General features: G+C 74.8%; 10 protein-coding genes. 6 read left to right on the top strand and 4 right to left on the bottom strand.

Going from position 1 to position 13,007, the window contains the following annotated elements:
• Positions 1-152: 152 nt before the first annotated feature.
• Together P3H78_RS22545 and P3H78_RS22540 are read left to right on the top strand one after the other, a co-directional pair.
• Positions 153-1,652, top strand: a complete 1,500-nt coding sequence (locus P3H78_RS22545; RefSeq protein ID WP_276110909.1) for an acyl-CoA synthetase — start codon at positions 153-155, stop codon at positions 1,650-1,652.
• Between the two features lie 4 nt (positions 1,653-1,656).
• Positions 1,657-2,391, top strand: coding sequence for a GNAT family N-acetyltransferase (locus P3H78_RS22540; protein ID WP_276110908.1), 735 nt, complete (start codon positions 1,657-1,659; stop codon positions 2,389-2,391).
• On the opposite strand, the gene paaK is transcribed toward P3H78_RS22540, so the two are convergent.
• The gene (paaK, locus tag P3H78_RS22535) at positions 2,363-3,655 is read right to left on the bottom strand and encodes a phenylacetate--CoA ligase PaaK (protein ID WP_276110907.1); all 1,293 of its coding nucleotides are present in this window, start codon (positions 3,653-3,655) and stop codon (positions 2,363-2,365) included. The two genes, P3H78_RS22540 and paaK, sit on opposite strands and share 29 nt — an antisense overlap.
• Before the next feature lie 255 nt (positions 3,656-3,910).
• Between paaK and P3H78_RS22530 the strand changes: the two genes are divergently transcribed.
• The 3 genes from P3H78_RS22530 (at position 3,911) to P3H78_RS22520 (ending at position 6,205) form a co-directional block, all read left to right on the top strand.
• The gene (locus P3H78_RS22530; RefSeq protein WP_276110906.1) at positions 3,911-4,720 is read left to right on the top strand and encodes an alpha/beta fold hydrolase; all 810 of its coding nucleotides are present in this window, start codon (positions 3,911-3,913) and stop codon (positions 4,718-4,720) included.
• A 229-nt stretch (positions 4,721-4,949) separates the two neighbouring features.
• The gene (locus tag P3H78_RS22525; protein WP_276110905.1) at positions 4,950-5,192 is read left to right on the top strand and encodes a DUF397 domain-containing protein; all 243 of its coding nucleotides are present in this window, start codon (positions 4,950-4,952) and stop codon (positions 5,190-5,192) included.
• A gap of 515 nt (positions 5,193-5,707) precedes the next feature.
• Entirely contained in the window at positions 5,708-6,205 is a 498-nt protein-coding gene (locus P3H78_RS22520; protein ID WP_276110904.1) for a hypothetical protein, read from the top strand.
• Positions 6,206-6,296: 91 nt separating this feature from the next.
• Here P3H78_RS22520 and P3H78_RS22515 read toward each other — a convergent pair whose 3' ends face one another.
• Entirely contained in the window at positions 6,297-8,291 is a 1,995-nt protein-coding gene (locus P3H78_RS22515; protein WP_276110903.1) for an N-acetylmuramoyl-L-alanine amidase, read from the bottom strand.
• A gap of 270 nt (positions 8,292-8,561) precedes the next feature.
• Entirely contained in the window at positions 8,562-9,704 is a 1,143-nt protein-coding gene (locus P3H78_RS22510; protein WP_276110902.1) for an aminoglycoside phosphotransferase family protein, read from the bottom strand.
• Positions 9,705-9,938: 234 nt separating this feature from the next.
• Here P3H78_RS22510 and P3H78_RS22505 point away from each other — a divergent pair, with 234 nt between their 5' ends.
• Positions 9,939-11,429 (top strand): DNA-binding protein NsdB, encoded by a 1,491-nt coding sequence (locus tag P3H78_RS22505; RefSeq protein ID WP_276110901.1) that lies wholly within the window; start codon positions 9,939-9,941, stop codon positions 11,427-11,429.
• 66 nt (positions 11,430-11,495) lie between these two features.
• On the opposite strand, the gene P3H78_RS22500 is transcribed toward P3H78_RS22505, so the two are convergent.
• Positions 11,496-12,926 (bottom strand): PP2C family protein-serine/threonine phosphatase, encoded by a 1,431-nt coding sequence (locus P3H78_RS22500; protein WP_276110900.1) that lies wholly within the window; start codon positions 12,924-12,926, stop codon positions 11,496-11,498.
• Positions 12,927-13,007 lie beyond the last annotated feature (81 nt).

The following is a 13,007-nucleotide window of genomic DNA, read 5'->3' as shown; positions in this document are numbered from 1 at the left end:
CCGCCGGGCGAGGGCGGTCCGGCCGCCGGGCGCGCGGTGCCGACCCCCCGCCCCGGCGCGGCGGGGGCGCTGCCACGGCGGTCCCCGCCGCCCGCACGCGCCCGGCGACCGCGACTTGACCGGGCCGCGCCGTCGGCCGAAGATCTGGGGTCATGACGCCCGGACACGGCAGCACCGTCGACGGGGTGCTGCGCCGCAGCGCCCGGCGCACCCCGGCCCGCGTCGCCGTCGAGTACGGCGACCGCTCCTGGACCTACGGCGAACTGGACGACGCCGTCTCCCGCGCGGCGCGCGTGCTGCTCGACCACGGCCTCGCCCCCGGCGAGCGCGTCGCCGCCTTCGGCCACAACTCGGACGCCTACCTCATCGCCTTCCTCGCCTGCGCCCGCGCCGGCCTGGTCCACGTCCCCGTCAACCAGAGCCTCACCGGCGACGACCTCGCGTACATCGTCGGCCAGTCCGGCAGCTCCCTCGTCCTCACCGACCCCGACCTCGCCGACCGGCTCCCGCCCGGCACCCCGTCGTCGGCACTGCGCGACGCAGACGGCTCGCTGCTCGCCCGGCTGCCGGACGCCGTCCCCTACGCAGGACCCGAGCCCCGCTCCGAGGACCTGGTCCAGCTCCTCTACACCTCCGGCACCACGGCCCTGCCCAAGGGCGCGATGATGACCCACCGCGCCCTGGTGCACGCCTACCTCAGCGCCATCACGGCCCTCGACCTCAGCGCCGGGGACCGGCCCGTGCACGCGCTGCCGCTCTACCACTCGGCGCAGATGCACGTGTTCCTGCTGCCCTACCTCGCCGTCGGCGCCACCAGCATCCTCCTCGATGCGCCCGACGGGGACCGGCTGTTCGACCTGGTCGAGGCCGGGCGCGCGGACAGCCTGTTCGCCCCGCCCACGGTGTGGATCGGGCTGGCGGGTCGTCCCGACTTCGTCACCCGCGACCTCGACGGCCTGCGCAAGGCCTACTACGGCGCCTCCGTCATGCCGGTCCCCGTCCTGGAGCGCCTGCGCGACCGGCTGCCCTCGCTCGCCTTCTACAACTGCTTCGGGCAGAGCGAGATCGGCCCCCTCGCCATGGTGCTGGGCCCCGACGAGCACAAGGGCCGCATGGATGCGTGCGGCAGGCCCGTGCTGTTCGTGGACGCCCGCGTGACCGACGAGGACGGCGCGGACGTGCCCGACGGCACCCCTGGCGAAATCGTCTACCGCTCACCGCAGTTGTGCGAGGGGTACTGGGAGCGCCCGGAGGAGACCGCCGAGGCCTTCCGCGACGGCTGGTTCCGCTCCGGGGACCTCGCCGTTCGCGACGCGCACGGCTACTACACCGTCGTCGACCGGGTGAAGGACGTCATCAACTCCGGCGGTGTGCTGGTGGCCTCGCGCCAGGTCGAGGACGTGCTCTACACGCACGAGCGGGTGGCCGAGGCCGCGGTCGTGGGGCTCCCCGACGACCGGTGGATCGAGGCCGTCACCGCCGTCGTCGTCCCGCGCGGCGAGGTCACCGAGGCCGACCTCGTCGCCCACGCCCGCGACCGGCTCGCGCCCTTCAAGGTCCCCAAGCGGGTGGTGTTCGTCGACGCACTCCCGCGCAACGCCAGCGGGAAGATCCTCAAGCGGGACCTGCGGGACCGGTTCGGAGGGCGGTAGGACGATGACCTCACCGCACCGCGGGGACGCCGGTCGCCCGCACCGCGCGCCGATCGACGGGCGGCCCGCGCCGGAACCCCCGCTGTCGGACCGGGCCGAAGGCCCCGCGGGTCCGGCGCCCGCGGCGAGCGGGCAGCCGTGGCCGGCCGGTGGCGTGCGGCTCGTCGCCGCGGCCACCGCCGCGGCCCCGGCCCTGCTCCTGCGTCCCTGGCGGGCCGCCGACGCGGAGGAACTGGCCGGGCTGTACCGGGACGGACTGCTGCGCCGGTGGACGAACGCGGTCGTCGAGGATCCGGCCGGCGCGGCGCGCTGGATCGAGGACCAGCGGCGGGCCTGGGAGGACGGGGAGCGGTACGCCTTCGCCGTCCTGGAGGACCACCGGGCACGGGAGGGCGGCCGGCTGGCGGGGCACGTGGTGCTCAAACGGTCCGGATCCGCCCCCACCCGGGCCGAGGTGGGTTATTGGACCGCGGCCCACGCACGCGGCCGCGGGGTGGCGCCCCGCGCGCTGGCCGCCCTCACCGCCTGGGCCTTCGCCGGGCCCACCGGCCCCGGTGGCCCGGGCCTCCTCCGGCTGGAGCTCCTGCACCAGGTGGACAACACCGCCTCGTGCCGGGTGGCGCGGAAGTGCGGCTACGCGCTCGCCGCCACCCTGCCCGCGGCGCCCCCGGAGTTCCCGGGGGAGGGGCATCGACACGTCCGCACCCGGATCAGGACCGCAGATCCACGATCCGCCTGATCTTGCCCACCGAGCGTTCCAGGGACTCGGGTTCGACGACCTCCACCGCCACCGACACCCCGATGCCGTCCTTCACCGCCGCCGCGATCGACCGCGCGGCCGCCTCGCGCACCTCCGGGCCCGCCCCCGGCCGCGCCTCGGCCCGTACGGTCAGGGCGTCGAGGCGGCCCTCCCGGGTGAGCCGGAGCTGGAAGTGCGGCGCCACACCCGGGGTGCGCAGCACGATCTCCTCGACCTGGGTGGGGAACAGGTTCACCCCGCGCAGGATCACCATGTCGTCGCTGCGGCCGGTGATCTTCTCCATCCGCCGGAAGACCCGCGCTGTGCCCGGCAGCAGCCGGGTCAGGTCCCGTGTCCGGTAGCGGATCACCGGCATGGCCTCCTTGGTCAGCGAGGTGAAGACCAGTTCCCCCTCCTCGCCCTCCGGCAGCACCTCGCCGGTGATCGGATCCACGACCTCCGGGAAGAAGTGGTCCTCCCAGATGTGCAGCCCGTCCTTGGTCTCCACGCACTCCTGCGCCACGCCGGGGCCGATGACCTCCGACAGGCCGTAGATGTCGACGGCGTCGATGGCGAACCGCTCCTCGATCTCCCGCCGCATCTCCTGCGTCCACGGCTCCGCCCCGAAGATGCCGACGCGCAGGGAGGTGCTCCGCGGGTCCACGCCCTGCCGCTCGAACTCGTCGAGCAGGGTGAGCATGTACGACGGGGTCACCATGACGATCCGGGGCCGGAGGTCCTGGATGAGCTGGACCTGGCGGGACGTCATGCCCCCGGACGCGGGCACCACCGTGCAGCCGAGCCGCTCGGCCCCGTAGTGGGCGCCGAGACCGCCGGTGAACAGGCCGTACCCGTACGCGATGTGCACCACGTCGCCGGGCCGGCCGCCCGCGGCCCGGATCGAGCGGGCCACCAGGTCCGCCCACAGCGACAGATCCGCGTCGGTGTACCCGACGACCGTCGGACGGCCGGTGGTGCCGCTGGAGGCGTGCAGCCGGCGGATGCGGTCCCGCGGCACGGCGAACATCCCGTACGGGTAGTTCTCGCGCAGGTCCGCCTTGGTGGTGAAGGGGAAGCGGGCGAGGTCCTCCAGCGACCGGCAGTCCTCCGGGCGGACGCCCGCCGTGTCGAAGGACTCCCGGTAGAACGGCACGTGGTCGTAGGCGTGGCGCAGCGACGCCCGCAGCCGCTCCAGCTGGAGCGTGCGCAGCCCCTCCGCGTCGAGCCGTTCGCCCGCGTCCAGCAGCTCCGCCGCGTCGGTCATCGGAACTCTCCCTCACCAACCATGTCAATCCGGACGACCGATCATTCGGTCGAGGTGCTGGGGATCAGTAATCCAGGCGCCCCGGCCCCAGGCAAGACTCCGGCGCGGATTTTCTCCGTCCCGGCACCCCGGCCCCGCCCGCGCGCGAGGCGGGTTCTCCACACCGGCCCCGCCCGCACCCGACGGCACGGGGCACCGCTCTGCCCTCGGCAGAGCCCGCGCACGCGTCCCGCGCCACCGGCTAGCGTCCCGGGCATGGGAACCGCACCGCGCACCGTCGCAGCCAACGGCATCACCCTGGCCTACCGCGCCTGGGGCCCCGAGGGCGCACCCCCCGTCCTGCTGCTGCACTGCCGGGGCGCCGACGGGGCCGACTGGACGGCCGTGGCGCAGCGGCTGGCCGCCGGACGGCACCCGCGGCGGGTGTACGCCCCGGACCTGCGCGGCCACGGCCGCAGCGACTGGCCCGGCACCGCGCCGGGTGCCGGGCCGGACGCCTATGCCTGCACGGCCCTGCGCGACGACGTCCGCGCGTTCCTCGCCGTCCTGGGCGTCGACCGCACCGACGTCGTGGGGCACTCCCTGGGCGGGCTGGTGGCCTGTCTGCTGGCGCAGAGGGAACCGGGCGTCGTCCGCAGGCTCGTCCTGGAGGACGTACCCGCACCGCTCTCGCTGGACCCGCCCCGGCCGCCCGCCGAACGCCCCGCGGGCGACCTGCCGTTCGACTGGGCCATGGTGCGCGCCACCGACGAGCAGCGGAACGCGCCCGACCCCGCCTGGTGGGACGGCATGGCCCGGATCGAGGCGCCCACGCTGCTCGTCGGGGGCGGTCCGGACAGCCCGATCCCGCAGGACCAGATCGCCGCCCTGTCCGGCCGGCTCGCCGACGCCCGCACGGTGACGATCGACGCGGGGCATCTGGTGCACGCGGCCCGGCCGGACGAGTTCCTGGCAGCCGTCGAGTCCTTCCTGGCGGGCGGGGACGACGCGGGCGCGGGCGACGTGGACGCCGGGGCCCTGGAAGCGGACGGCGTGGTCGCCGCCCCGTCGCGCCGCCCGCGCTGACCGGAGCCCGTCCCGGGTCCTGTCCCGGCCCCGTCCACACCGCGGAGCCGGGCCTCGCCCTCGAAAACGAGTCCGAGTGCGACGCGGTGCGGGGCCCCCAGGTGTCGCCGCCTGTGGCGGAGGGGATCCGGTCGGACCGGCTCCCGAAAGGGAGCGCCCACGTGGCCTGTTGGCGGTCAGGCCCGGTCGCTAGGCTGACCGCGGACGACGAACCGGGAGGAGCACGGACGTGGCCGAGACCACCACCCAGCAGCACCCGCTCGCGGGATGGGACAAGCCGGAGCTGGACCTCAGCAAAGCCGAGTGGCAGTCCAGCAGCCGGGGCCAGGGGGATGTCCAGATCGCCTTCGTCGAGGGATTCATCGCGATGCGCAACAGCGACCGCCCGCAGAGTCCCTCGCTGATCTTCACCCCCGCCGAGTGGGGTGCGTTCGTGTCGGGCGCCCGGGAGGGGGAGTTCGACCTCACGTGACCGGGGGGCTCGCGCCCCGGCACTCCCGCGCGGGCGCTCCCGGCCGCGACGGGCCACCCCCCGGCGCGGCGCGCTTGACGGGTCACGGCGCCGGAGGGGCACCGGCGCAGGGACGGGCCGTCGTGCCCCGGACGGGCCGTCGTCCCCGCCGCACGGTCACCGCCCCGGACGGCCGCCACCCGTTCGCCGTTCGACCCGCCACCCGGGGGTGTCCGCCACCCCATGCGTCCGGCTGCCCCACTCGGCCGGCCGCCCCGTCCGGCCCGCCGTCCGGACGGCCGGCACGCAGTGCGGGGCGACTCCCGGACCGCGCCGCTCCCGGACCGCGCCGCTCCCCGGGGAGCGGCCACACCCCGCCCGGGCCCTGGACCCCGGCGGCCCGGCCGGTCCCGGCGTGACGCCGATGCCGTCCCGCCCGACCGGCCGCGGAGTGCGTCGGCCGCCCGGGCGGCCGAGCGTCCGGTTGGCCGCCTCCCGCACGCCGCCCGGCAGGCCGGGGCACGTACCATGGCCGCATGTCGTTCCTCCGTCGCCGCAGCGCCACGCCCGCCGGGCCCGACTTCGACGTCCTGGCCATGGACCCGGGCGACTGGCCCGGCAACCTGGGAGCCGGGCTGCTGCCCGCCCCGGACGGCACCTGCCAGGGCGTGTTCCTGCGCTACGACCTGTTCGGCGGCCGGGGCACCGCGATGATCATCGGCAACCTCCCCGAGGGGTCCCCGGCCCGCACGGTGGGCGACGGAGAGATCCCCTTCGAGGTGGCGCAGCTGCTGCTCGCCCTGGAGAACGACGAGGAGGTCGCCGTCGTCGGTGTCGAGGACATGCCGGTGCTGCAGGGCGACAACCTGATGATCGTGCGCCGCCTCAAGCTCTCCGAGAGCCGGATCTCCTGCGTGCAGTTCGACCGCAGCGACGGCGTCCTGGTGACCATCGCCGCCTGGGACCGCCCGATCACCGACGACCTCTACGCGCTGCTCAAGCCGCTGCCCGCCGAGCTGTTCCAGCAGGGCTGACCGGCCGGCACGGCAGGAACGGCGGAACGCGTACGGGACGGGCCCGCCCCCTCGGGGGCGGGCCCGTCCCGTACGCGTTCCGCCGCCGGTCCTACGAGCCCGACTGCGCCACCCGCACGTCCGCGGCCCGTACGAACGCCACCCGGTGACCGAACTGGATCTCGTAGTAGAGGTCCTTGCCGACCACCACGCGGTGTGAGTCCGTGGTGAAGGTGACCGAGTAGTCGTACTCACCCGGCACCTCACCGCCGACCACGTACTTCTGCCCCGCGAGCAGCTTGTACGGCAGCGGCGACACCGACTGCGCGGGCACGCCCGACGGGTAGGCCGACGCCTCCGGGTACGCCCGCCCGTACACCGGCACGCTCGCCACCCCGGCGCGCGGCGTCACCACACGGCCCGCCGCGTCGACCGCCGTGGGCTTCTTCGCCGGGTTCTGGAACCAGGCCTTCTGCCCCAGGTACCAGATCGCCGTCCAGTCGCCCCTGCGCTCGGCGACCGCGTACTGCTGCCCCGTCTCCACGCGGGAGGCGGTGTCGTTCACGTCGATCGTGGAGGCTCCGCCGCCGGGGCGCAGACCGATGTCCTTGACCAGCGGCGACGACGTGGCGGGCTGCGTGTACAGCCGCATCTCCTGCGAGCCGTGCGCCGGGCACAGTGCGCCGGGGGAGGTGCAGCCGGTGTACTGCGGCCGGTTCGTGGCGTAGTCGGGGCGGATCGTGACCAGCCCGCTGTTCTTGCCGGCCGTGGGGGCGAAGGGGTGGCCCAGCAGCTCGAAGTAGTGCCGCCAGTCCCAGTACGGGCCCGGGTCGGTGTGCATGCCGGGGACGGTCGACGTGGTCGGGCCCGGCACGGTGTCGTGGCCGAGGATGTGCTGCCGGTCCAGCGGGACGCCGTACTTCTCCGCGAGGTACTTCACCAGCCGCGCCGAGGACCGGTACATCGCCTCCGTGTACCAGGCGTCCGGGGAGGCGAGGAAGCCCTCGTGCTCCAGCCCGACGGAGGCGGCGTTGATGTACCAGTTGCCCGCGTGCCAGGCGACGTCCTTGGCCTTGACGTGCTGGGCGATCAGCCCGTCCGTGGAGCGCAGGGTGTAGTTCCACGACACGTAGGTCGGGTCCTGGACCAGGTTCAGGACGCCGTCCCAGGTGCCCTCGGTGTCGTGGACGACGATGTACCGGATGCGCTGCGAGGCCGGCCGGTTGCCCAGGTCGTGGTTCCCGTAGTCGCCGTCGCCGAACTCCTCGTACGGCGCGGGCACCCACTGGCACGACACCGAGGCGGGGCACTCCGTGCCGGCCGCGGACCCGTGGCGCAGCCCGGTCCGGTCCAGCTGGGAGGTGCGGGGGGCCAGCCGCGGCCGGGCGGTCAGGACCATCCGCTGCCCGGCGTCGGTCGTACGCCGCTCACCGGACCGGATGACGTCGAAGACGTCGTCGGCGTACGCGGCCGCCGTCGCCGTGTCCTCCGCACCGGAGAAGCGGGCGACCGCGCCGTACCAGTCGGCCGGGTCCGCGCTGGGCGACTCGCCCAGCGACTTCTGCGCGGCGGCCAGCAGTGCCGCCCCGCCCGCGACGTTGGCGCCCTCGTCCGTACGCAGTCGCGCCGCGGGGATCCCGGACAACTCGGCGGCGCGGTCCAGGGTCTTCAGCCGGTCCGGGAGGGCCGATGCGGCGGGCACCCGGGTGTCCGGGTGCAGGGCGGCGCGGGCGCCGTCGCCCCGCGGGTCCTCGCTGCCCTCGCTGTGGTGCGGGGCACGGGCCAGCGCGGTGTGTGCGTCCGTCAGGTGCATCGGGCCGTAGCCGCCGGTGACGCTGGGGGCGCCGGCGTGGCCGTCCCAGCGGGACTGGAGGTAGGACACGCCCAGCAGCACGCTGAGCGGCACGTGGTACCTGGTGGCCGCGTTGCCGAAGGCACGTTGCAGCCTGCCTGCGTCGGACCCGGAGCCGCCGCCGGAGGGGGCGCCGGCGGACGGCGCGGCGCCCAGCAGCGGCAGCAGCAGTGCGGCGCAGGCGACGGCGCCGGCCGTCCTGCGGGTGCGGCGGCGGCCCGGCAGAGGTCTGGGGTCGAGGGCGGATCCTGACAATGCAGCCTCCTGGGGCACTCGGGCAGGGCGGGGCGTGCGGGGCCGGCGTGGGTCAGTGGTACCGGCTTGCAGACGATCCGTCAATCATGCCCACAGGTAGGCGATTTCCCATGTCAAACGGTGTTCCGGCGAGTTTCGCCCCGATGGTGCACAGGCCTGCGGGGCGTCAGTGGAGTACACCAATGGACGCGTCCCGGACCCCGTCGAACGGGCGACACGACACGGTCCGCGGTACGCCCCCTCGGGGCGTACCGCGGACCGTGGTCCCCGTCAGCGAGTGCCGACCGCCGCGCGCACGGCCCGGCGGGCCAGCTGGCAGTCGTCGTGCAGCCGCCGCAGCAACAGCCGCTGTTCCTCGCCGGACGGCGCGGCGCCCGGGTGGGCCGTGCCCGGTGCCGTCGGGGCCGAGTCGTGCATCGAACGCTGCACGGCCGTCTCGTAGGTGCGGATCTCCCGGGTCAGCACCAGCATCAGGTTGACCAGGAAGGCGTCCCGGGCGGCCGGGCCCGCGGCCTGGGCGAGCTGGCTGATCTGCCGGCGCGCCACCGGTGCGTCCCCGAGGACCGACCACAGGGTCGCCAGGTCGTAGCCGGGCAGATACCACCCGGCGTGCTCCCAGTCCACGAGCACCGGACCGGCGGGGGAGAGGAGCATGTTCGCGAGCAGCGCGTCGCCGTGGCAGAACTGGCCCATGCCCTGGCGGCCCGTCGCGTGGGCGATGCCGTGCAGCAGCTTCTGCAGGTCCCCCAGGTCGCGGTCGGTGAGCAGCCCCAGCTCGTGGTAGCGGGAGATGCGGGCGGCGTAGTCCAGCGGGGCGTCGAACGTGCCCGCCGGCGGCCGCCAGGCGTTCACCCGGCAGATGGCGCCCAGCGCGGCCCGGATGTCCGCCCGCGGCGGGGGCTCGGCGGGATGCCGCTGGAGCGCTGCCACCCGCCCCGCCATCCGCTCGATCACCAGGGTGCAGTTGTCCGGGTCCGCCGCGATCAGCCGGGGCACCCGTACCGGGGGGCGCTGCCGGACGAACGAGCGGTAGGCCGCTATCTCGTGCCGGTACCGCTCGACCCAGGCGGGGGAGTGGTCCAGTAAGCACTTGGCGACGGCCGTGCTGCGACCGGTCGTGCCGACCACGAGCACGGACCGTCCGCTGCGGCGCAGCACCTGCACCGGGGAGAACTCCGGGCAGATCCGGTGCACGGAGGCGATCGCCGTGCGCAGCTGCGCGCCCTGCGGGCCGGAGAGGTCGAGTCTCCCGCTGAGCGGGGGCGTGCCGAGCCCCGCGGGCCGCCGCGGCCGGCCCGCGCCCAGCACGGGGGCCGCACCCGGGCGGGCGGGGTCGAGGTAGGGGCCGCCGACGCCCGGTCGGGCTCGCAGCGGCCGGGGCGGGGCGGACACGGAGGACGATGCTGCGTACATGGGTGATACAGATCCCTTCGTGTACCTGCTGCTTCGGTGCGCCGCCCGGCCCGGGCGCCCGGGTGCACCCTGGGGAATGTCCCTCGGCGACCGGGTCGGGGTGGCGCGTTCCTACCTGACACCCGGTGCCCCGTGGCACACCATCTGGCGCACCCTGGCGAACCGTGGCGAATAGTCGCCCGGCAACTCTCGGCGGGTCTACTGTCAACTCAGCCGAGTACCTGGGGGCTTGACGTGAGCGGACATCCCAACACCCGCCTGGCGGACCTGTTCGGCCTGGCCGGCTGGTCCAAGGGCGAACTCGCGAGGCTGGTCAACCGGCAGGCGGCGGCCATGGGCCATCCCCAGCTGGCGACCGACACCTCGCGGGTGCGGCGGTGGATCGACACGGGAGAGATCCCGCGCGATCCGGTGCCGCGGGTGCTGGCGGCTCTGTTCACCGAGCGTCTCGGCCGTGTCGTGACCATCGAGGACCTCGGTCTGGTCAGGCACGGGCGTGCAGGGAAACGGCAGGGCGACGGGAATGCGGAACATCCCGACGGAGTGCCGTGGGCGCCCGAGCGGACTGCCGCGGTCCTCACCGAATTCACGGGAATGGACCTCATGCTCAACCGACGCGGCTTGGTGGGCGCGGGTGCCGCGCTCGCCGCGGGATCCGCACTCAGCAGCGCCATGTACGACTGGCTGCGCACCGATCCGACACTCAGGGCGGACGCTCCCCGCCCGAACGACCCCCTCGACGCCGATCCCGCCGGGTACGACCGCTACGAGGCCGCCCCGATCGGGTCGCAGGAGGTCGAGGAACTGGAGAACTCCGTCGAGGTGTTCCGGGCCTGGGACGCGGCCCGCGGCGGCGGGCTGCAGCGCAAGGCGGTGGTCGGCCAGCTCAACGAGGTGGGCGGCATGCTCTCCTACCACCACCCGCCGCACCTGCAACGGCGCCTGTGGGGCGTCGCCGCCAACCTGGCCGTCCTCGCGGGCTGGATGTCCCACGACGTGGGCCTCGAACCGACCGCCCAGAAGTACTTCGTCATCGCCGCCCACGCGGCCCGCGAGGGCGGCGACCGGCCCCGTGCCGGGGAGGCGCTCTCCCGCGCCGCGCGCCAGATGGTGCACCTCGGCCGGCCCGACGACGCACTGGACCTGATGAAGCTCGCCCGGGCGGGTTCCGGGGACGAGGTGCTGCCCCGCACCCAGGCCATGCTCTACACCATCGAGGCCTGGGCGCAGGCGTCGATGGGCAAGGGCCAGGCCATGCGGCGCACCCTCGGCCGGGCCGAGGACCTCTTCGTGTCGGACAAGGGCGACGTGCCGCCGCCGAGCTGGATGCAGACCTTCAAGGAGGAGGACCTGCTGGGCATGCAGGCCCTGGCGTACCGCACGCTGGCGGAGCACGACCCGGACGCGGCCGTGCACGCCCAGCACTACGCGGAGAAGGCCCTGGCCCTGCGCAACGACGGGAGGCAGCGGTCGAAGATCTTCGACTTCCTGTCGATGGCCTCCGCCTGCTTCATCGCCGACGACCCGGAACAGGCGGACCGCTACGCGCGGCTGGCCCTGGTGTCGATGGGGTCCAACTCCTCCCACCGCACCTGGGACCGGCTGCGCGAGATGTACCGGCTCACCGCGCAGTACTCCAACTCCCCGCGGATCAACGAGTTGCGGGAGGAGATCCGGCTGGCGCTGCCCAAGGTCAGGGACAAGGGCGGCAGCGCCCGGGCGTAGCGGCGCACCGGTCCGTGAGAGACCGACGCATGCCTGCGGCCGGTCGGGCGGCGGCCCGGCGGTCGGTCAGGAGGCGACCCGCGCGACGAGCACGCAGGCCTCGCCGGCACGCTCCGTCCCGCCGAACTCCTCCACCAGGGTGCGGACACCGTCTTGCGCGCTGCGCGCGGCCGTGAAGCGCGGGGCGAGTTCCAGGAGGCGCTGCACGGCGGCCGGTCCGGTGTGCCCGGGGACGAGTCCCTCGGTGGGCAGCACCAGAAGGTCGCCCGGCCGGAGGGTCTCCTCGGGCTGGGCGTAGGCGGTCCTGGTGGTCGCGCCGAGCAGGACCCCGCCGGGGGCGCCGAGAGCACGCCCCGTCCCGTCGCGGAACAGCAGCGGGGCGGGGTGTCCGGCCTGAGCCCATTCCAGGGTGCGGGTGCCGGGCCGGTATCGGCAGCACAGTGCGCTGCCGAGGGTGGGCTGCACGGTGCGGTCCAGCAACTGGTTGAGCCAATCCATGAGTTGGCCGGGTCCGGTGCCGGCCATCGCCATCCCGCGCACGGCGCCCAGCAGCATCGCCATGTCCGACGTGACGGCGGGGCCGTTCCCGGTGAGGCCGCCGACGCTCAGCAGCGTGCCGCCGTCGGGGAGTTCCAGCGCGTCGTACCAGTCGCCGCCGATCGGCAGGCCGGCCGGGGCGGGCAGGTGGTGGGCGGCCAGGTCGAGGGCCGGGCGTCCGCCGTGCGGGAGCCGGAGCCGTCCGCGCCAGGGCGGCAGTACGGCCTGCTGGAGCGCGACGGCGAACCGCTCCTCGGAGGGCTCCGGCCGGTCATGCTGCCGGAGCGGCTCGCGCGACTCGGTCACCGCCCGTTCGCTGCGCCGCAGTTCGCTGACGTCCCGCAGCACCGCCCACATCGACGCGGTGCCGCCGTCGGCGTCGAGCACGGGCTCGCCCATCATGTGCACGGCCCGTACGGAGCTGTCGGGCCGGAGGATCCGGAACTCCCCGTCGATGGGCTTGGCGTCCACCAGGCAGTCGGTGACCATCGAGGTCAGCCGGGGCCGGTCCTCGTCGAGCACCAGGGACGGCAGTTCGTCCAGGGTGAGCGGCTGGGTGGCCGGGTCGCGGCCGAGGATCTGGTACAGCTCGCCGGACCAGGTCGCCTCGTCCGTCAGCAGGTTCCACTCGGCGCTGCCGACCCGGCTGAGCAGGGGGCCCGCGGCGGAGCCGTCCGCCGGGGCGGGCACCGCTCCGCAGCGGCCGGCCTGTGCCGGGACGGGCGGGGGACCCTCCCGCAGCTGGGCCAAGTGTTCGTCCAGATCCCTCAGTTGGTGCAGCGCGAGGTCGCACAGTGCGCGCTCCCACCGGCTCCGCGCATCCGCCGCGCGCCCCTGCGCGTCCCGGCGTACGGCGTCCACCTCGCCCTTCAGGAGCCGCGCCTGGTGGATGAGTGCGTCGACCGGGCCGCGCCCGGACGGCTGTGCGGTGGGGCGGTCCGCGGAGAGATGGGACGGCATGACGCACTCCGATGGGGGATGGTACGGCCAGGGCGGAGAGGGACCGCTATGACTCTTGCACAGCCCGCGACGCTCTGTAAG

The organism is Streptomyces tropicalis (genome assembly GCF_029269835.1).
Lineage (GTDB): Bacteria > Actinomycetota > Actinomycetes > Streptomycetales > Streptomycetaceae > Streptomyces > Streptomyces tropicalis.
This window is presented reverse-complemented; position numbering and strand designations above follow the sequence as displayed.

Excerpts from the sequence above, each read along its gene's own strand:
- P3H78_RS22510 (WP_276110902.1), bottom strand. The coding sequence starts at position 9,704 with ATGTACGCAGCATCGTCCTCCGTGTCCGCCCCGCCCCGGCCGCTGCGA.
- P3H78_RS22545 (WP_276110909.1), top strand. The coding sequence starts at position 153 with ATGACGCCCGGACACGGCAGCACCGTCGACGGGGTGCTGCGCCGCAGC.
- paaK (WP_276110907.1), bottom strand. The coding sequence starts at position 3,655 with ATGACCGACGCGGCGGAGCTGCTGGACGCGGGCGAACGGCTCGACGCG.
- P3H78_RS22520 (WP_276110904.1), top strand. The coding sequence starts at position 5,708 with ATGTCGTTCCTCCGTCGCCGCAGCGCCACGCCCGCCGGGCCCGACTTC.
- P3H78_RS22530 (WP_276110906.1), top strand. The coding sequence starts at position 3,911 with ATGGGAACCGCACCGCGCACCGTCGCAGCCAACGGCATCACCCTGGCC.
- P3H78_RS22500 (WP_276110900.1), bottom strand. The coding sequence starts at position 12,926 with ATGCCGTCCCATCTCTCCGCGGACCGCCCCACCGCACAGCCGTCCGGG.
- P3H78_RS22540 (WP_276110908.1), top strand. The coding sequence starts at position 1,657 with ATGACCTCACCGCACCGCGGGGACGCCGGTCGCCCGCACCGCGCGCCG.